We start from the raw sequence: 19975 nt of genomic DNA on the forward strand, positions 1-19975 counted from the left end.
ATAAATGATAGCTGAAAATTTATTATTAGAATCAAAAACCGTTTCATTATCACAGTATAATGCAGCCAGAGAACTTGAGCTCTATCTTGGAAGCCCTTTTGTGGCAGAAAACACACTCTCGTTTCAGAATGCTGCTGCTTTGGATGAGGAAGAAATATTTCCAAAAGAGTGCATAAAAACACTTCATGACTGGGGGTTTAATCATTACTATATTCCGGAATCATTAGGTGGGAAATTGCGCTCTTTTGACGAATTACTACTTTTAACGAGAGTGGTTTCAAGGCGCGATTTATCAGTAGCCATTACTGATGCCCATACGCTTTTGGGCTCTATTCCTGTATGGATTGGCGGTACCGATGAACAAAAAGAAGCTCAGGCAGCTGCTATTTCAGAACGGAAAGCAGCTTGTCTTGCAGTAACTGAAAGAGCACACGGAAGCGATTTGAATGCCAGTACATTCATGGCACATAAAACCGAAAACGGCTATAAGGTTACCGGAGAAAAATGGCCTATCAACAAGGCAACTTTAACGGATAAACTTTGCGTTTTGGCTCGTACAAACGAACAAAAAAGCGCGCGAAGTTTATCCATCTTACTCATCGATAAATCAAAAACAAAAGCTTCAGAGTTTCATCATTTGCCTAAAATTAAAACATTAGGCATCAGAAGCTGTGACATCAGTGGCATTGTTTTCGACAAAGCTGAAATTTCATCCGATGCATTAATTGGAAAAGAAGGTGACGGCCTTGAACTTACACTAAAAGGATTTCAAATTACGCGTTCTTTGTGTGCAGGATTATCACTTGGTGCTGTAGACACTGCGCTTCGTACTACATTACGTCTTGCTTTAGACCGCAATTTGTATGGAGCAACGGTAGTTGAAATTCCACATGCCAGAACAACTTTAGCAACTACATTTATTGATATTTTAATGTGTGACTGCGTGGCCATTGCATCAGCCCGTGGATTGCATGTAGCTACAAAACAGTTTAGTGTCTGGTCTGCTGTAGCCAAAAATTATGTTCCGATAAAAAGTGAAAAGATCTTTCAGAATTTATCAGTAATTCTTGGATCCAGATATTATTTCAGGGATAATCACGACAGCGGGGTTTTTCAAAAAATGCAGCGTGACAATGCCATTATAAGTCTATTCGACGGAAGCACATTAATTAACTTGAGTGCTCTTTCGTTACAGTTGCGCTTTTTAGTCACAAAAAGAAAAGCAGAAAAGAATCCTGATAAATTATTCGCCCATTTGTCAGCTATTTTCAATTTAAGAGAAGATCTGCCTGAATTTAACTATTCTAAACTTGACTTGTTTAGCAAAGGAAACAACTGGGTACTTCAAGGATTGGAACCTATCGTTAACAAATTGGATAATATGTCTGTTATTCCTGATGAAACAACAGCAGAAATCTTCAATGAAATAAAGAAAAATGCTTTCTCACTTTTGGAAGTCTTAAATCAGTTAGAAGAAAAAATCCTTCAATTGGATCCAATTGAAAACGGGCATCATTTACCTCCTGCATATTTTGAGGTGGCAAATGAATATTGTGATATTCATACCGCTGCCTGCTGTTTGTATATGTGGTTTTTTAACAAAGACCATTTAGGAGATTATTTTTCTAAGGGGGAATGGCTGGTACTTTCTTTACAAAAAACAATTTCGCATTTAAAGCACACCAAAATAGAATTAAACAAAAATTATGTCGAAAATGCCATGATCGAACTTTTACGACTTCATGAAAACGACCTTTTATTTTCGTGTATTCCTTTTCAAACCAACAATTAAAACGATGATATCAGAAAACAACATTTCTCCGGAAAAAACACTAACTATTTCAAATGCTGCCACTGTTGCAGAAATACAAAATTGGCTGATCAGTAAAATCAGCTCACAACTGAATTTATCTCCTTCAGACATTGACATTACAACTGAATTGGCAACTTATGGCTTAGATTCTATGGATGCCGTAATGATTTCAGGAGAACTGGAAGATGCTTTGGAAATTGAACTGGCATCTACTGTTTTATGGGATTACCCAACTATCGAAAGTCTGTCAGCATTCTTATACAACACTATTAATTCAAACGAATAAACTTAATTTTCATAAAACAAAAAATGGTTATTTCTACAAAAGAGTTTGCACTCTCAAAAGAACAGGAAGGATTGTGGTTTATTCAACAGCTATCTCCTGAAAACACTGCTTACAATGTTGTTTTCGGAGCAAAAATCACCGGAACCTTAGACAGGGAATTATTAAAAAAATCGTTCCAATACTTGATTCAAAGACATTCAGGATTAAGCACAAAATTCAAATTAATTAACGGAAAGCCTGTTCAATACAAAGATTCGGAAACTGAAACGAAACTTTATTTTGAAGAAAAAAAAGCTGTTGATTTCACAAACAGTCTGGAACAGGAAATAGATAAAGACACAAAAATACCATTTAATTTAGAACAGGATTCTTTAATCAGATTTCACCTTTATGAGGTAACTGAAAATGAATTTGTTATAGTCGTTACAGCGCATCATATTGCAATGGACTTATGGTCATTAAGTATTCTTGTACAGGAATTACAACCTACCTATTTAGCCCTGAAGAATAATGAAAAGCCGGTATTAGAGCCTTTCACTACTTCTTTATATGAGCATGTAACCAATCAGGAAAAGTTACTTTCGAGCGAACAGGGAGAACAATTGAAAAACTACTGGAAAGAAAAAATCGGAAATGAATTTCCAATTTTAGAACTTCCTGTTGATAAATCAAGACCCAAGAATGTTACTTATAACGGGGCTATAGAGCGTTTTGTTATTGATAAGGATTTAACCGAAAAACTTAACAACACTGCAAAAAATGAAGGTGTGACATTATTTATGCTGATGATTTCAGCTTATAAAACCTTATTGCACCGTTATACCAATCAGGATGAATTACTGATAGGATCTCCTGTCGCTTTAAGAAATCAAAAATCTTACCGAAACCTTATCGGTAATTTTGTAAATACTATCGTTTTAAAATCTTCTTTTAATAAAAATGAGGCATTTAATGATTTTCTTAAAACAGTAAAAAATAATGTTATTGAAGGAATGAAACATCAGGATTATCCTTTTTCTTCCTTGGTAAAAGAATTAAAACCGGCAAGAGATACAAGCCGTTCTCCAATTGTACAAACAATTTTCAGCTGGCAAAAACTACCGCAGCTAAAAAATATTGAGGCAGCTTTGAATGGAAATGAGAGCGAAAGCCTTTTCAGACTGGAATCTTTAGATATTCCACAGCAGGAAGGCCAGTTTGAGCTTATTTTTGAAATGGGTAACGAAATTGACGGAACTCTTCCGGGAATAATCAAGTACAACACTGATTTATTCAATATTGAGACGATAGCTCAAATCAAAAAAAGTTTCCTTGTATTATTGGAAAGCATTGTTAAAAACCCTTCTGAAAAATTAGGAAAATTAGCTATCGTTAGTGAAGAATTGAGAAATGAAATGCTCACAATGTGGAATGATGCACCGCAGGAATTTCCAAAACACAAAACGCTGCACGAAGCTTTCGAAGCATCAGTAACAGCTTATCCTAATAATATTGCTCTGACTTTTGGGCCTACTGTTCTGACTTATACTGAACTTAATGAAAAAGCAAATCAACTGGCACATCATTTAGTTGCTTTAGGTACAGTTAAAGGTTCACCGGTTGGTGTTTGTATGGAGCGTTCTGCTGAAGTGATTATTGGAATACTAGCCATTTTAAAATCGGGCGGTACTTATGTTCCGTTAGACCCAAAGAATCCATCTGAAAGATTGAACCTTATCATTGAAGATTCTAAGATGAATATACTTTTAACCGAAAGTGGCTTAACAATAGATATCGCTCCTGAGAATATACTTCAAAAAATCAATCTGGATTCAGACTGGGACACTGCAATTGCCTCTTATCCTAAAGACAATTTAGTTCACAACAGTCAGGATGAAGAGTATTCCTATATTTTATATACTTCAGGTTCTACCGGAAGACCAAAAGGAGTACTGAATACTCATGCTAATGTACTTCGTATGTTTACGGCGACCAACCATTGGTATGATATTAAATCAGATGACGTTTTCTGTTTATTCCACACCTATTCATTTGATATCAGTGTATGGGAAATCTTCGGATCTTTATTATATGGCGCAAAATTAATTGTTCTATCTCATGATGTAAGCCGTAATCCAGACCAACTTCACAAATTAATAGTCGATGAAAAAGTGACAATGCTCGCGCAGACTCCTTCGGCATTTAAACAATTGATGAATTATGATATGTCATTAGAGACTCCATCTGATTTTTCGCTACGTTTCATCAATTTCTGCGGGGAAGCGCTGGAAATAAAAAGTTTAAGACCTTGGATTGACAGATATGGTGACCAAAGTCCAAAACTGATCAATCTTTATGGTATAACAGAAACTACGGTTTATTCAACTTACAGAGAAATCGTTGCTAAAGATCTGGAGTCACACAAAAGCATGATTGGCCGTCCTTTCCTTGACGTTGAAATGTTTGTTTTGAATGAAGACTTAGAGCCTGTTCCTTATGGAGTTACCGGAGAGATTTATCTGGGTGGTGAAGGTATTGCAAAACATTATTTGAATTTACCTGAACTTACTGCAGAAAGATTCCTTAGCAATCCTTTCCCGCAAACAACGGGAGACCGTATCTATAAAACCGGTGATTTAGGAAAATTATATTCAAACGGTGATGTAGAATTCATTGGCCGTATTGACACACAGGTAAAAATCAGAGGTTTTAGGGTAGAATTGGGTGAAATTCAATCAATCCTTGCTACTTTCCCGGGCATTGAGGATTGTGTTGTTACCATTAAAACATCTGCTAAAGGCGAACAACGTTTAGTGGCTTACTATATCGCAAAAGAAGCAAACAGCTTAACCGATGCGGCACTTAGAAACTTCTGCAGTGAAAGACTACCTGATTATATGGTACCTGCTATTTTCATGGAAATGGAGGAATTCCCATTAAACAATAACAGAAAAACTGATATCAAAAAGCTTCCTGAACCTGTAATAAAGAATGAAAATTCAGTGTGCGTTCCTGCTAGAGACGTTACCGAGTTGGAACTTCTTAAAATATGGGAAGATGTGTTGGAAGTATCACCAATTGGTGTTACTGACGATTACTTTCAATTAGGCGGTCACTCAATGCTTGCTGTTACCATGATGAGCAAGATTAAAGATGTTTTTGATAAAAACTATGCTATTTCAGTATTGTTTGAACATCCCACAATTGAAAAATTAGCTAAGATTATCCGTCAGGAAGAACAGGATACAGAAGTTAGTCCGTTAGTGACTTTCAGAAAAAAAGAAACCAATACAACAAATGTATTTTGTGTACACCCTATAGGCGGAAATGTATTCTGCTACTCACAAATGGTGGAGAGTTTTGAAGAGAATCATAATATTTATGCTTTACAGTCACCTTTCCTGTATCAGGATGGTGTACCACACGTTACAGTAGAAGACCTGGCGGCGGATTACCTTCAAAATATCAAAAAAATACAACCTGAGGGGCCCTATAATTTAGTCGGTTACTGTTTTGGCGGATTAATTTCATTGGAAATTGCCCAACAAATGACAGAAACAGGTGAGGAAATAAATTCATTAACATTACTGGATACCCGTTCGCCATTGTATGAAGGTGAAACTGAATTTGATGATGCTATTTTGCTTTCATGGTTCGCAAGAGACTTAGCCATTCCATATGGAAAAACATTGACTATCGATCCTGCCGAATTAAGAACGCTGGGAGATACTGACACAATGTTTGATTTGGTTCTAGCCAGAGCTAAAGAAAAACAAATCATCAGCGACGACATTGATTATTCGCAAATTCACAGATACTTACAGGTTTACATTGCCAATGGTGCTGCATTGGCCACTTATGAATCAAAACCATATGCAGGAAAACTAAACTTGCTGCGTGCCGTTGACGAACCATTGATTGAGCATATCGGGATTAATTTAGGCTGGGACCGCTGCAATATCGGTGAGTTGAATGTTATTGATGTTCCCGGGGATCATAACACCATGCTATACAATCCAAACGCTAAAGTAGTTGCAAACAGCATAACAGCTATATTAAAAGAAACAGAACAAAACGTCATTCTTTCATAAATATTAATTAATAAAAATGATATCAATACAAAGTACCTATCAACTGGATCATCCTGTACAAGTGGTGTTCGATTATATTAATGAACCTCAGAACGAGCCACTATGGATTTCGTCAGTTACTAAAATTGATCATGTAGAAGGAGATTTATTTCAAATCCACTATGACTTTCTTGGTAAAAAAGAAATGTTTTTGATCGAAATAACTACAGAGGAATATAAAACCAGAACTTATAAAAGAATAGAAGGTGTTTTCCCAATGCGCGGACATCAGGTTTTCACTCCTATTAAAAATGGTGAAGGAACCCAAATTGAATGGTTATTTGAAATCGATCCCGGAAAATTTTTCGGGATTATTCCTCATATCATCATAAAAAAAGCGGTAGAAAATATGATGAAAAAAGATGTCAAAAAATTAAATGATCACTTATTACAAGTACCCCAAACTACTTAAAATTCAAATTAAAAATGAAAAAATTCGCAGAATTTGTCCAAGGAAGACCTAAATCAATTTTAGGCATTTTGTTTGTCATCACCTTAATCATGGGTTATGGATTATCAAAACTTGAAACAAAAAACAACCAGGAATCAGAACTTCCTAAAGACGATCCGATTGTATTAACCAACAAACATCTCGAAAGTGTTTTTGGAAAAAAAGATGTATTAATCGTTGGTATTGAGTCCAATGATATTTTTACAACGCCTACTTTATCTAAAATTGTAAAATTATCAGAGGAATTAAAAAAAGTAGACGGTGTACTTGAAGATGAAATTTCAAGTATTGCCTCTATCAACAATATTCAGGGTAAGGAATGGGGACTTGAAGTTGGCCCTTTAATGGAAGAAGCTCCTACTACACCGGAAGATATTCAAACGTTAAAGAAAGAAATCCTTAATAACGAACTTATTCAAGGAAAATTAATTTCTAAAGACGGAAAATTTACTGCGATTGTAGCCAACATGAAAGAAGGATACGATCAAACTATTGTAAGCACACAGGTAAATGAGATAATTAAAAAATATAAAGGAACTGAAAAATTCTATTTAGCCGGCTCGCCTATCACACAGCATGATATCGATTCAGGAATTGAAAAAGACATTAATCTTCTTTTACCAATTGGATTATTAATGACACTTATAGGTTTCTTTTTTGCTTTCAGAAGTGTAAAGGGTGTGGTTTTACCATTTATAGTGGTATTATTGACCATTATCTGGACAATGGGAAGTATGGGACTTATGAATTTCCCTGTTACAGTAGTTTCATCGGCAATTCCTTTATTAATGATTGCCATCTCAAACTTTTATGGTATACACGTACTTCAAAGCTATTATGAAGAAGTAGCTGTGATGGAAAAACAGGCTGCGATCAAATCTGCAATCAAAAAAGTGGGTTTCCCTATTTTCATCACCGGTATATCATCAGCAATCGGTTCAGTGACCTTAATTTCGTTTAAAGTTACTTCTATTCAGGATTTCGGTATAATCACAGCGATGGGAATTGTTTGGTCAATCATTATCGCCATTTTGTTTATTCCGGCAATCCTTGCATTATCTAAAAAAGGAAGCGATAAAGTAAACGATTCAAGTGACAGCAGAAAACTTTCTGAATTGTTAATGAAATTATCTAATTTCTCAATTAGAAACCGTTATAAAGTATTGGGCTTTACAGTTGTATTATTAGTTATTTCAATCTATGGAATTTCAAAAGTAAAAGTTGGTGTTGACTTTATTGAATATTTTCCTAAAGACCATAGTTTAAGAACAACCTTTAATAAATTGAATGAAAATTTAGGAGGTGCGCGTTCGTTAGACATCATGATCGAAGCTAAAGAACCTGGAATGCTTAAAAATCCTGAGTTTCTGAAAAAAATTGCTGATTTCCAAAAATTCGCAGAAGCTCAGGCTGGGGTTGGTTCAAGTAATTCCTTTTCAAATGTGGTTAGAAAAATCAATCTGGAAATGCATGACGGTGACCAGGCTTTCAACACGATCCCAACATCAGAAAACACAATTGCTCAATATCTTTTATTATACTCAATGTCAGGTGACGCAGCAGATTTTGATGATTTAGTGGATTATGATTATCAAAGAGCAAAAATAAAATTCTTCCTGACTACTTCAGAACAGGACGACCATTTACGTATTTACGAAAGCTTTAAAAAATATACCAAAGAAAATTTCGGCGAATCTGCAAAAATTGAATTTGGCGGGGAAGTTATGTTCTGGCTGGCACAAATCAGATACATCGTTCAAGGTAAGGTAGAAAATATCCTTTATGCTATACTTTCGGTTTTAGTGCTTTGTATGTTCACTTTCCGCTCTGTTAAAATTGGAGTTCTTAGTATTATTCCGCTTACGGTTTCAAGTATCATCACATTCGGATTGATGGGATTCCTGGGAATGCGTTTGGAAACCGGTACTGCCATTATCACATCGATTGGGATTGGAATTGGAATTGACTTTGCTATGCATTATTTACTGCACTTCCTAAATGATTTGAAAACTTCAAAAAATGTGAGTTTATCCTTAGAGCATACGATGGTTACCACAGGAAAAGCAATTGTATATGACTCTACGTCCAACATTCTTTGTTTTATGGTTTTTGTATTCTCCGGATTTTTACCAATCCAATATTTTGGGTGGTTGATTTCATTCACCATGGTTACTGTTTCTTTTGGAACACTTGTATTGTTCCCAGCATTGTTCAGTATTTTCAAACCAAAATACAATACTTCTGACTTGAATGAAGAAACTGCAGCTACTGTAAACAAAGACAATTCAGATTCAAAACAAAAAGTTGAGGAACTGGAAGAAGAACTAGCATAACATTAAAAAACAACATATTTAAAGTAAACGATTGATATGAAAATTTCAAAAAAAATAATAGCCTTAGCACTTTTAGCAGTAACAAACAGTGCTTCACTTTTTGCTCAAACCGGTGTGGATGTAATGAAAAAAAATGAAGCTCAAATCCTTGCCAGTGATGAGCAGTTTGAAATCACAATGACATTGACTAACGATAAAGGAAAAAACCGTGTCCGTGAAATCAAGCAGGTAACTAAAAGAGACAATTCAAACAACCGTTCCTCTTTGATTACTTTCTCTTCACCGGCTGACGTGAAAGGAACTGGATTTCTTGCTATTGAAAACCAAAAAACTGAAGATGACCAATGGTTGTATTTACCGGCTTTAAACAAAACCAGAAGAATTTCTGCTGCTGACAAATCTGACAACTTTATGGGTTCCGATCTTGCTTATGAAGATTTGGATACAGAAGAAATCTCTGAATTTGATTATAAATTAACTGGTTCCAAAATGATTGACAATGTTGACCATTTTGTTATTGAAGCTACTCCAAAAAGTGCTGCGAAGAAAAAAGAAAGCGGTTACAGCAAACGTATTTTATTTGTGAGAAAAGACAACTTCATGTTCTCTATGATTAAGTATTTTGACAAAAACAATCAGCTTTCAAAAGAGCTTCTGGCATCAGACATCCGTTTTGCTAAAGATGCTAAAAAATGGAGAGCCTATAAAATTGTTGTAAACAACCTGAAAACAAAGCACAAAACAACTTTGGTTTACAAAAACATATTGATTAATAAAGGTGTCAGCAATGATGCTTTCTCTAAACGAAATTTAGAAAAAGGAATTTAATTTTTAAAAAATCTTTGTATTGAAGCTGCTTTTATGTCACTACTTCTTTTAACCTACCAAACTAATCAATAAAAGCAGTTTTCAATACATATTTAATCTCCGCAACTTTTACAAGCCTCATGAAATTTTTAATTACATTACTACTTCTTACAACAAGCAGTTTAATTTTTGCCCAAAATGACACCATAGTTCCACAAGAAGCCCAAATAGTAACGGATACAATAACTTCTTCCGAAACAAGTATTGAAACCGAAGCTGAAACTGACACGCAAGATGAAACACAAGCTGAAGCTGCACCCGAAAAATTAAAACTCAGCGGTTTTCTGGAATTGGACCACATCAGCTATTTCAAACAGCGTGATGACAAAATAAACAGTCGGAATCAAGGTATTTTTCAGCTTATTGCGGATCATAAAATTAATTCAAAATTCAATTTCCATTCGGCTGTCGAGATGCGGAACGATCAGTCTGACAGTGCAAGAAACAGGATTTTCATAGACGAAGCCTTTATCGATTATTCGTCTAAAGATTTTGACATCCGGTTAGGGAAACAACTCATAACCTGGGGAACAGCAGATGGTATAAACCCTACAAACAATATCAATCCTATTGATTACAGTGATATTTTAGATACGGATGACGAACGGATTGGTTCTATTGCTTTGCAGACAAAATATTATTTAGGAGATTTTACTTTAGAAGCCGATTTTCTTCCTATTTACAATTCATCAGTTTTACCTACTCAAAATTCACGTTGGTTTACTGATTTGGATCCTCAGATTATATTACCGGACGGTACACCCATCAATGCAAATTATACTTTCTCCGAAACAAAACTGCCTAAGAATGATATAAGAAGTGCTCAATTTGCTTTAAAACTATCAACTGTATTTAAAGGCTGGGATTTATCTATGAGTTACTACAATGGATTTGATGATTTACCAAGTTTCAATAAGGATGTTACTTTCGCCGGCGATTTCAGCTCGGCAGCTATAACGATTAAACCGGAAATCAAAAAACTGCAGGTATACGGCTTTGATTTTTCAAAGGCTGCCGGAAAATTTGGTTTACGTGGTGAGGCTGCTTACTTTCAGACAGAAGATAAAAAAGGAACTATTGATTATATAGACAATCCGTTTTTCTGGTATGTTGTTGGAATTGACAGGGATTTCAGCAATGTGATTGGCGAGAACAATCTTTTCGTATTGCTGCAATGGGTCAATATTCTGGCCGCAAAAGGTGATCTTCCGCCCAATACCAATATGAATGCTATTTTTCAAAAATCAGTAGTTTCAAAAATCGATTTAGAATTAAATTCAATTTCTAAACTAAGTCTTCAGGCTACTTATGATTTTACAGCCAAAAATTACTATGTGCAGCCACAATACTCCCGGCAGATTGCTGACGGCCTGAATTTAAATGTATTTGTGGATTGTTTAGGCGGTAAAAAAAACACCTTCTTTGGCAACTATGATAAAAATGACCGAATCCAAGTCCGGTTAAAATACAGTTTCTAACTCTAAAAAATAAAATATGAAAACCTACTTTAAAATTATTTTATTGCTGTGCTTATTTTCAATAAATGCCCAATCGCAATCAGACTGGACTTTAGCTAAAAACGACCAGCAGATTCAAATTTACACCCGAAACATTCAGGGATCAAAAATAAAAGAATTCAAAGCCATTACAATCATAAAAGGAGACATTGACAAAATCCTTGATATGCTGATCAATTTTGAGGGGTACTCTAAGTGGATTGACGGCTGTGAATCCGGAAGTCTTTTAAAAAAATTAAATTCCGGAAAATTTGTTTACCATATACAGCTGAGTCTGCCCTGGCCTTTAAAGAACCGTGATGCGGTTATTGAAGCGACACTCAGTAAAGACAATAACGGTATCATAAATCTTGCTATGACCGAAAATCCAACATTTATAAAAGCCAAAGCAGACTATGTCCGTATGCCTAAATTCAGAGGTAAATGGGTACTGACTCCAAAAAACAATGGATTCGTACAGGTAGAACAGCAAATTCATGCTGAACCGGGAGGAAGCATTCCTGCATGGGTCGCTAACAGCAAAGTAACTGACGGTCCGTTGGCTACCTTTGTTAATTTAAAGAATAAAATGGCAAATTAACCCAAACGGAAAATGACTGCCGCAACGCTGAACTGAGCGATAGTCCGGTATCTTATTTGTTAGTTATAATTTCGGGAATGGTGAGAGAAAGTAACCGTATATGATCTAATCCATCCCCGATTTTTTTATTGAAAAACCGGTAAGTGTTTCAAAAATCAACGTCAAAGATTTGAATCTTCCTTTTGACGGAATACAAAATTTGTCAGTATATCATGGCAAAAAAACACAGCGCTTATCATTTAATAGTGTCCTAAAAATCAAGGACCTTCCTTTCATCTTATTCTAGTCTGTGCTTCTCTTGAAAAACATTCCAAAAAAACTCAGTAAAAAACACGTAATATTTTATATATTTGTAGGAAAAAATTTAACTTTTTTTATGGAAAAACCGTAATTTATTCGTTTTCAAAATATTTAGTTTTACCCCAAATTTTCTCAAAATATCAATTGCTTAACCTATAGATTGAATTTTAATAAAGTATAACTGACAAACTAATTAAATTGAACTTTAGAATGAAAATTTCAAAAGCTGCCGCAACGGTTTTAATTATTGGAATTATAGCTTTTTATTTTGTCTATAAAACGATGAAATCAACAGAAAAAAAAGCAATTATCGCATCCACACATGTTAACATAAGCGAATTGGAGCCCGGCGACCAGGTAAACAAAGTAGAAAGAAGAGATTAAACTTATAAAAACCAAACATATTTCAGACTTTAAAGCTTTAATTTTATAACAAAAAACAAACCGCTGACAGAATAATTTTAATTTGACACAGGCCGGATTTCATAAACAAGCATATGTTTCTTCGAAATTTCAATACGTTCTCCTTACTCTTTTTAGTCTTTTTTTGTTTACTTTCCTGTAACAAAAATAATTCGGGATGTATTGTTAAAGAAATGATACAAGGGGATTCTGACTATGAAAAACCACTTCCTTTTAATGAATCAGAACAAAACAAACTGCTTTATACCGCTTACGCGAAAGCTCTGAAAGAAACGAACGACTCGGTAAAGCTTTCCTGTCTCAGCAAAATATCAAAAGAATCCAATCTTTTTTCTGACCATACTTTATTTAAAAAAGCAAACAGACTTGCTGTTGAATTAGCTGAAAAATCCAGAAATTCATCCGTACTGGCAAATTTGTACTGGGATCTTGGCAATTTCTATACTTCAAATATGCCCATGAACGACAGTGCTTTTTACTATTATTATAAAGCGGAGAAAATTCAATCGGAAACAGGCCTGCATTACAATTCAGCCCGGATGCTGCTCAACATGGCTATTATACAGTGCAATGCAAAGGATTATACCGGAAGTGAAATCAATACCTTCAAAGCCATTGCAAAACTAAAACCGCTGCACAAGTACCAGCAATTATTCAAATGCTATAATAATCTTGGGATTATTTACAACGAAATGGGAGATTATAAAAAATCACTTGAAGTACATTTCGAAGCTGAAAAAAATCTTTCAAAAATCAACAACAGTGATATTTTGCTGGCGTCCTGTCTGAACAACATCGGTGTTGTTTTAAGCAACCAAAACAAATATGCAAAAGCCATCTCTTTTTTTGCTAAAGGACTCGCAACGGATCAGCTTTTAAAAAGAGACCCGCAGGTTTATGCCACGCTTCTGGACAATATAACTTACTGCAGATTAAAAACCGGCAACATTAAATCGAGTCTGCCTCTCTTTAAAAAAGCATTGGGCATAAGACAAAAATACCATTACTATTCAGGAATAGTAACCAATAAATTACACATGGCTGAATACCACGCCATCTGCAAAGACACTTCAAGGTCAATAGAAGAAGCTTCAGAAGCCAATAAAATAGCCCAGAAAATCCACAGTAACCGGGACATCCTTAATTCCTTGTTATTGCTTTCGAAAATAGACAAAAGGAAAAACAATCATCATGCAGAAAAATACATCGCGTTAAACGATTCCTTTTTTAAACAGGAACGTATTACCCGAAACAAGTTTGAACGTATCCGATTTGAAACGGATGAATATATAAAAGAATCCCAGGAGCAGAAAAAACAAAAAATACTCATTCTGGTTATAGGTATTTTCACTACGCTGGTTGGTGGCCTGTTATATTTGGTCAAGTACCAGAATACCAAAAATAAAACCTTACTGCTTGAGCGGGAACAGCAGAAAAGCAATGAGGAAATATACGCTTTAATGATAGAGCAGCACAATAAAATTGATGAAGGAAAAAGGCAGGAACGGCTTCGGATTTCGGAAGAACTTCACGATGGTGTATTAAGCAGCCTGTTTGGTGTTCGGATGAACATTGGTTTTTTAAATATTGTTGACGAAGAAAAAAACATTCAAAACCACAACCGCTTTCAAAAAGAATTAAAGAACATAGAGGAAGAAATAAGAAATCTCTCGCACAAATTAAACAATGAGTTATTGAGTTCAGACATCGATTTCATTAATATTGTGCATTTGCTTCTGGAAAATCAAAGTACTATAAGCGGATTTAAATACGACATCAAATCCAGCCCTAATCTTTTCTGGAAACTTATCTGCAACAACATGAAGATAAATATTTACAGAATCATACAGGAAGCGATTCAAAATATTAACAAACATGCCGCAGCCACTCAGATTACTATTCAATTCAATCTTATAAACAATTACATTGACCTCACAATTACTGATAACGGAAAAGGATTTAACACAAAATATGTACCCCGTGGAATTGGTCTGAAAAACATTGCTTCCAGAACCAAATTACTAAACGGTCATTTTAATCTGGAATCAGAAATTGGGAAAGGAACAAAACTTTACATTAAAATACCTTTAAAAATCAACAACGATGCAAAGTGAATTGAAAATCTTAATCATAGATGACCATCCAATGATTATTGAAGCATACAAAAGTGCTGTAAACCGTGTTGCAGCAAACTTTCAAAACATAAAATTCACAATAGATACAGCAGGTGACTGCGAGGCGGGTGACCAAAAAATCAAAAACTGCAATTCAACCAAAAAATATAATATTGTTTTTCTGGATGTAAAACTCCCCCCCTCCCTCAATGGAAAAATTGTAAGCGGAGAAGATCTGGGCTTAAAAGTCAGAAACAAAATGCCCGGCACAAAAATTATCGTATCAACTATGTTTGACGACAATCACCGCATCAAATCGATATTCAAGAATCTCAACCCCGAAGGTTTCTTAATCAAAAGTGATGTCACTACAGATATTTTAATTAATGCAATCAGTGCGATTTTAAACAATCAGACGTATTACAGCGAAACCGTCAATCAATTACTCCGGAAACAGCTGACTTCTGACTTTACACTTGATGATATTGACCGTCAGATACTCTATTTGATTTCCATTGGCACAAAAACGAAAGACCTTCCTGAATTCCTGCCTTTATCCATAGCCGGTATAGAAAGAAGGAAACGGAATTTGAAAGCATTGCTCAAAATCGAGAACAACAGCAACAAAGAGCTTATTAAAGCTGCGCATGAAAAAGGATTTATTTAAAAGGTATTTAATCTATAATAGTAAAAAATTAAAAAAGGGGACTTTCGTCCCCTGTATTATTTCCCAATAGAAAAATTCTTAAAACTCGATACATCAATCACCTCTTCAGTGTCGGCATCGTAAGTGATTTCCACTTGATCACCCACACGCGTAATCGGCAAATGGTTGGACAATTGCGACGAACCAATGAAAATTTTGCTTTCGCCCTGTACCGTAAAATAGTAAAAACTATTGCCGTTTTTCACATCGTTTTGAATGCGGGTTACTTCGGCTTTAATAGCTTTCTTATCCGTAGCTGCTTCGGGTTTTATCACATCACCGGACATATTGTAGGCATTCTTATACGCCATTAACGTTTCACGCATCGTATTCCCCACACCCACTATGGTATAGTCATGAATAGAAACCATGGCAAACATTTTTACCAAGCCGCCTTTATCTTTCAAAGTCATTACATACGTTGGAATATTGTTGATGTTATAAGGAATAGGCAACGATGCATAATAGTCTTTTTCCTGCACTTTCCCCTGTGCCGAGTTTTGTGCCGCATACTCAGTCGCACCGCTTTGTTTGTAAAACGCAGCTTGTTTGGTACGTGTGTCAACCAACACAAACCCAACAGTTGATTCATCTTTCCCTACAGAGGTCAAACCTGTATACCAGTAAGATTTATTGTCTTTTCCATACACCAGCATCATATCTTCGGTAATCTGCAATTTATCAGCATTTGAAAAATTCCAGTATCCATGTACCAATTCGCCCCAGTCATTCAATTGATCTTCAATAAAACTTACCGGCTGAATCCGGTCTATCCACAAAGGCGTATCAGCAACAGCATATTCTTTTATAGCACCTGTCTGCGCATCAACCACAACAACACCTGTTGCTTCATTACCTGAAAACCCTATTTTCTTTTCGTATTTAGTCACTACCCAAAACGGTTTCCCGGAATCGTCAATTTCAAAAGTAAAATCTGTCAACCCTGTAGAACTGTAACCTTTGAAATAAATATATCTCTGTATCTCGTCGCCAAAATAAGCCGAAGGCTGGTATTTAATTTTCACAGGATTCCCGTTAATGTTCTGAATCAATTTCACATCGCGCTCATTCGTCGCCGAAACCATAACATAACCCGCAGTACCTTCTTTATTATTCATCCATTTAAAAAATCCGGAATGCAATAGGGGGGCTACCCAATAGAGTTTGTTTTTCACTTTTTGAATGCAAAATTCCCCTAAATGTACCTGACTGCCCAAAGCAGGTTGCGAACCTAAAATTTTTTCCCCTAATAAATACGCAAGTTCTTCATCTACCACACGAATCTCATTTAAAGAAATCGGTGCGATGTGATCTGATATTTGATTACCATTGGCAACTTTACCAATCATTTGCTGGTGATTTTTGGTTTGCACCAACCGCGAACTAAAAACAGGCAGTACAAAAATGTACAATAATAAAATTCCAGTCACGTATAACAATACTTTTGAAGGCATGCTTAACATTTTCACTTGTTTCCCATCACTGGAAACCCGAAGTCTCATGGATAAAAAGATCCCTGCAAATACTAAGATTAAAAGTAAAAAAGGGAGTTCTGTAAAGCCGTAATTCAATACCGGCAGGTTGAAGTACACAAGTAATATCCCTAAAATAATAAAGAGTATTATTGTAAAAATTTTGTTCATTTTATAGAAAGTTTGTTTGATGATTAGACGTAATTTTTTGCTAAAAGTTACAAAAGTGGTTTCCGAATAATTTTGTGTATTTTTGTTCAAATTTTAAAGTCATTTAACCAATACCGTTTATTTCATGAACTTAATTTTCTCAAACTTATAATTCTAACTATTGTTTGGCAAAGTTCAATATTAAGAAATTAAGTTAATTGGGAGATTATATAAAATTTTTAAAACAGTAAAGGTTAAAGACTGAATATCTAAGTGGTAAAAACATTAAGCGTTACACTAAATTAAGCATATAATAACTCAAATAAACAAGATTGATTATTTAAACTTTAAATCCTTTAATTTTAAATCTATTTTTAATGAAAGCATACGTTTTTCCTGGTCAAGGAGCTCAATTTACCGGAATGGGTAAAGATTTATACGAATCCTCTGAATTAGCAAAAGAATTATTTGAAAAAGCCAATGAAATTTTAGGCTTCCGTATTACGGATATTATGTTTGAAGGTACAGCCGAAGAATTAAAAGAAACCAAAGTTACACAGCCTGCGGTTTTCTTACATTCGGTTATATTGGCTAAAGTACTGGACATCAAACCGGATATGGTTGCGGGTCACTCGTTAGGCGAATTTTCCGCTTTAGTGGCTAACGGAGCACTGTCTTTTGAAGATGGTTTGAAATTAGTGTCACAACGTGCGCTTGCTATGCAGGAAGCCTGTGAAATTACACCTTCAACTATGGCAGCAGTTTTAAATTTAAACGACAAAACAGTCGAAGATATATGTGCTTCAATTGACGGTGTAGTGGTTGCCGCTAATTATAACTGTCCTGGACAATTAGTTATTTCAGGCGAATTAAAAGCAGTGGAAACGGCATGTGAAAAAATGAAAGAAGCAGGAGCTAAACGCGCTTTAATCCTACCTGTCGGAGGAGCATTCCACTCTCCTATGATGGAACCGGCCAGAGAAAAACTTGCCGCAGCTATTGAAGCGACCAACTTCAGCACTCCATCCTGCCCTGTTTATCAAAATGTAACTGCAAATGCGGTAAGTGATCCGGCTGAAATCAAAAAGAATTTGATTTCCCAATTAACCGGTGCGGTAAAATGGACGCAGTCAGTACAGCAAATGATTGCTGACGGGGCATCATCATTCACTGAAGTAGGTCCTGGAAAAGTACTGGTAGGTCTTGTAAACAAGATAAATAAAGAAGTGGAAACTATTTCTGCATAATTTTAAAAAGATTTGGAATTAAGAAATATTTTATTTAATATTAACGTTAAATAGATTAATTATTAATTCTAAAACCTACAGGAAAATGAAAAAAACAATTTTTAGCTTAGCATTAGTTGCTGCTTTAATGACATCTTGCAAAGAAAAAACTCAAGACGAGGCTGCTCAGGCTGCTGACGCTGTTGGAACTGAAATGACAGAAGCAATGGATACCGCTGCTGCTGCAATGGATTCTGCTGCTACAGAAGTAAAAGACGCCGCTAAAGAAGCCGCTGCTGCCAGTGCTGAAAAAGTAGAAGAAGCTGCTAAAGCTGTAAAAGAAGAAGCTAAGAAATAATCTTGCTTTTCTATAAAAAACAAAATCCCGGTTTCCATCGGGATTTTTTTATGCATTGTCCTGAAAGAAGCTGACTGAAATGAATAGTTTCCAGCAAATAAGAAATTAAAAAAGGGTAAACCTGTTTCAAAAAACATCAGATGATTTTGACTTCCCGCTACTGCCCATAAAATCAATTATAATTAAATCAAGCTAATACAACATGTAATTAATCTTGTTAAAAATGTTAAAGATTAACTTTTTCACAATAAGTTTTTCAATTATAAATAATTTTGATAAATAATAATGATCTTCTATTGTTTTTGCGATAAAATACTGACAATTAATGAAATACCTCAATTTGTCATTTTATAATACCACCTCAACACACAATTGTTTCAATCTTTTTTCTAATCTAATTAATTAATCAATGTTTAAAATCAAAAGTATTTTAGACCCCAAATTATATTAATTAATACTACTTCCTAATAATGGTCATAAATGATATTATTATGGAAAAATCTATCCTTTTAAACAAAAACGGGAAAGACTGGCATTTGTCTTCTTTTCCCTGTTGTAGAAGCAAAAAACTTTTACAATTTGTATTTTCTTTCTTTGTATTATTAACAGGCAGCAGTGCCTTTTCCCAGTTAGTGGGAGATGCCACTGTCAAAGCTAATTTTGGTGTTGAAGCTGACGTATATGCTAACCAGCTTCAATTCCCAAACACCGATATTCCACCAATACCTCTCCCATCAGCTTTGGGAACAGACGATTGGTTTGTTGACCCTATTTTATTTCCCGGCTCCGGCAAAGGGGTAATAGATCAGTCAAATGCAGCGGCCATTGAGGCCACTATACTGGCAACTCCAAAATACAACTATGCATTTGAATTAAGACAATCTGTTACAACTCCAACATTTCCTTACCCTTATCCTATCGTTGACGGCTACTTATGGCTTGATTCTGTGTATGGACGGGATAATATAAGCGGTCAGGGAGAAAATGACTCCAGTATCTTTTCAGGAACAAAAGACAAAAACTCTGACAATCCTAATACATGGAATTTAGGAATTGGAAGTATTCCTCAAAAAGATGATATAGTTGACGTGTATGCGCATTTACGGGGGGTTGATCCAAAAGAACCCACCGGTCTGGATCCAAGACCTTTTACAACACTATGGGCTTTTGCTGGCGGTTCCTTAAGAGACACCAGCGGTAGTAAACATATCGACTTTGAGTTCTTCAGAACTCTTATTGATTATGTTCCCGGAGATGTTGTTTTTGGGAA

The 19975-nt window shown here is 35.3% G+C and carries 15 protein-coding genes; 14 read left to right on the forward strand and 1 reads right to left on the reverse strand.

Annotation, left to right across the window (positions count from 1 at the left end):
- The first annotated feature begins 4 nt into the window (after positions 1-4).
- From EZM65_RS10970 to EZM65_RS11015, 11 genes are all read left to right on the forward strand, one after another.
- Entirely contained in the window at positions 5-1792 is a 1788-nt protein-coding gene (locus EZM65_RS10970; protein WP_136668606.1) for an acyl-CoA dehydrogenase family protein, read from the forward strand.
- A 4-nt stretch (positions 1793-1796) separates the two neighbouring features.
- Positions 1797-2099: an acyl carrier protein gene (locus tag EZM65_RS10975; RefSeq protein ID WP_169051699.1), complete on the forward strand. Its 303-nt coding sequence runs from the start codon at positions 1797-1799 to the stop codon at positions 2097-2099.
- A 23-nt stretch (positions 2100-2122) separates the two neighbouring features.
- Positions 2123-6169, forward strand: coding sequence for an amino acid adenylation domain-containing protein (locus EZM65_RS10980; RefSeq protein ID WP_136668608.1), 4047 nt, complete (start codon positions 2123-2125; stop codon positions 6167-6169).
- A gap of 16 nt (positions 6170-6185) precedes the next feature.
- Positions 6186-6620: an SRPBCC family protein gene (locus tag EZM65_RS10985; RefSeq protein WP_136668609.1), complete on the forward strand. Its 435-nt coding sequence runs from the start codon at positions 6186-6188 to the stop codon at positions 6618-6620.
- Between the two features lie 14 nt (positions 6621-6634).
- Positions 6635-8992, forward strand: coding sequence for an RND family transporter (locus EZM65_RS10990; protein ID WP_136668610.1), 2358 nt, complete (start codon positions 6635-6637; stop codon positions 8990-8992).
- A 36-nt stretch (positions 8993-9028) separates the two neighbouring features.
- Positions 9029-9820, forward strand: coding sequence for an outer membrane lipoprotein-sorting protein (locus tag EZM65_RS10995; protein ID WP_136668611.1), 792 nt, complete (start codon positions 9029-9031; stop codon positions 9818-9820).
- Between the two features lie 119 nt (positions 9821-9939).
- Positions 9940-11337, forward strand: a complete 1398-nt coding sequence (locus EZM65_RS11000; RefSeq protein ID WP_136668612.1) for a DUF1302 domain-containing protein — start codon at positions 9940-9942, stop codon at positions 11335-11337.
- 16 nt (positions 11338-11353) lie between these two features.
- Positions 11354-11956, forward strand: coding sequence for an START domain-containing protein (locus EZM65_RS11005; protein ID WP_136668613.1), 603 nt, complete (start codon positions 11354-11356; stop codon positions 11954-11956).
- A gap of 510 nt (positions 11957-12466) precedes the next feature.
- Positions 12467-12640 (forward strand): hypothetical protein, encoded by a 174-nt coding sequence (locus tag EZM65_RS15545; protein WP_169051700.1) that lies wholly within the window; start codon positions 12467-12469, stop codon positions 12638-12640.
- 212 nt (positions 12641-12852) lie between these two features.
- The gene (locus tag EZM65_RS11010) at positions 12853-14793 is read left to right on the forward strand and encodes a tetratricopeptide repeat-containing sensor histidine kinase (protein WP_169051701.1); all 1941 of its coding nucleotides are present in this window, start codon (positions 12853-12855) and stop codon (positions 14791-14793) included.
- Positions 14783-15460, forward strand: a complete 678-nt coding sequence (locus EZM65_RS11015; RefSeq protein ID WP_136668615.1) for a response regulator transcription factor — start codon at positions 14783-14785, stop codon at positions 15458-15460. Before EZM65_RS11010 ends, EZM65_RS11015 begins: the two co-directional genes overlap by 11 nt.
- 56 nt (positions 15461-15516) lie before the next feature.
- Here EZM65_RS11015 and EZM65_RS11020 read toward each other — a convergent pair whose 3' ends face one another.
- Positions 15517-17142, reverse strand: coding sequence for a hypothetical protein (locus tag EZM65_RS11020; RefSeq protein WP_136668616.1), 1626 nt, complete (start codon positions 17140-17142; stop codon positions 15517-15519).
- Positions 17143-17498: 356 nt separating this feature from the next.
- On the opposite strand from EZM65_RS11020, the gene fabD reads away from it, so the two are divergent.
- The 3 genes from fabD to EZM65_RS11035 form a co-directional block, all read left to right on the forward strand.
- Positions 17499-18368: an ACP S-malonyltransferase gene (fabD, locus tag EZM65_RS11025; protein ID WP_136668617.1), complete on the forward strand. Its 870-nt coding sequence runs from the start codon at positions 17499-17501 to the stop codon at positions 18366-18368.
- A gap of 85 nt (positions 18369-18453) precedes the next feature.
- On the forward strand, positions 18454-18705 hold the full coding sequence (locus tag EZM65_RS11030) for a hypothetical protein (protein ID WP_136668618.1): 252 nt from the start codon (positions 18454-18456) through the stop codon (positions 18703-18705).
- Between the two features lie 491 nt (positions 18706-19196).
- Positions 19197-19975 (forward strand): hypothetical protein (locus tag EZM65_RS11035; RefSeq protein WP_136668619.1); only part of this gene is annotated, 779 nt, incomplete at its 3' end.

This window comes from Flavobacterium sp. H122 (genome assembly GCF_004959765.1).
In the GTDB taxonomy this organism is placed as follows: domain Bacteria; phylum Bacteroidota; class Bacteroidia; order Flavobacteriales; family Flavobacteriaceae; genus Flavobacterium.

Excerpts from the sequence above, each read along its gene's own strand:
- EZM65_RS11030 (WP_136668618.1), top strand. The coding sequence starts at position 18,454 with ATGAAAAAAACAATTTTTAGCTTAGCATTAGTTGCTGCTTTAATGACA.
- EZM65_RS11020 (WP_136668616.1), bottom strand. The coding sequence starts at position 17,142 with ATGAACAAAATTTTTACAATAATACTCTTTATTATTTTAGGGATATTA.
- EZM65_RS10985 (WP_136668609.1), top strand. The coding sequence starts at position 6,186 with ATGATATCAATACAAAGTACCTATCAACTGGATCATCCTGTACAAGTG.
- EZM65_RS11005 (WP_136668613.1), top strand. The coding sequence starts at position 11,354 with ATGAAAACCTACTTTAAAATTATTTTATTGCTGTGCTTATTTTCAATA.
- EZM65_RS10975 (WP_169051699.1), top strand. The coding sequence starts at position 1,797 with ATGATATCAGAAAACAACATTTCTCCGGAAAAAACACTAACTATTTCA.
- EZM65_RS10990 (WP_136668610.1), top strand. The coding sequence starts at position 6,635 with ATGAAAAAATTCGCAGAATTTGTCCAAGGAAGACCTAAATCAATTTTA.
- EZM65_RS11015 (WP_136668615.1), top strand. The coding sequence starts at position 14,783 with ATGCAAAGTGAATTGAAAATCTTAATCATAGATGACCATCCAATGATT.
- EZM65_RS11000 (WP_136668612.1), top strand. The coding sequence starts at position 9,940 with ATGAAATTTTTAATTACATTACTACTTCTTACAACAAGCAGTTTAATT.
- EZM65_RS10995 (WP_136668611.1), top strand. The coding sequence starts at position 9,029 with ATGAAAATTTCAAAAAAAATAATAGCCTTAGCACTTTTAGCAGTAACA.
- fabD (WP_136668617.1), top strand. The coding sequence starts at position 17,499 with ATGAAAGCATACGTTTTTCCTGGTCAAGGAGCTCAATTTACCGGAATG.
- EZM65_RS15545 (WP_169051700.1), top strand. The coding sequence starts at position 12,467 with ATGAAAATTTCAAAAGCTGCCGCAACGGTTTTAATTATTGGAATTATA.
- EZM65_RS10970 (WP_136668606.1), top strand. The coding sequence starts at position 5 with ATGATAGCTGAAAATTTATTATTAGAATCAAAAACCGTTTCATTATCA.
- EZM65_RS10980 (WP_136668608.1), top strand. The coding sequence starts at position 2,123 with ATGGTTATTTCTACAAAAGAGTTTGCACTCTCAAAAGAACAGGAAGGA.
- EZM65_RS11010 (WP_169051701.1), top strand. The coding sequence starts at position 12,853 with ATGATACAAGGGGATTCTGACTATGAAAAACCACTTCCTTTTAATGAA.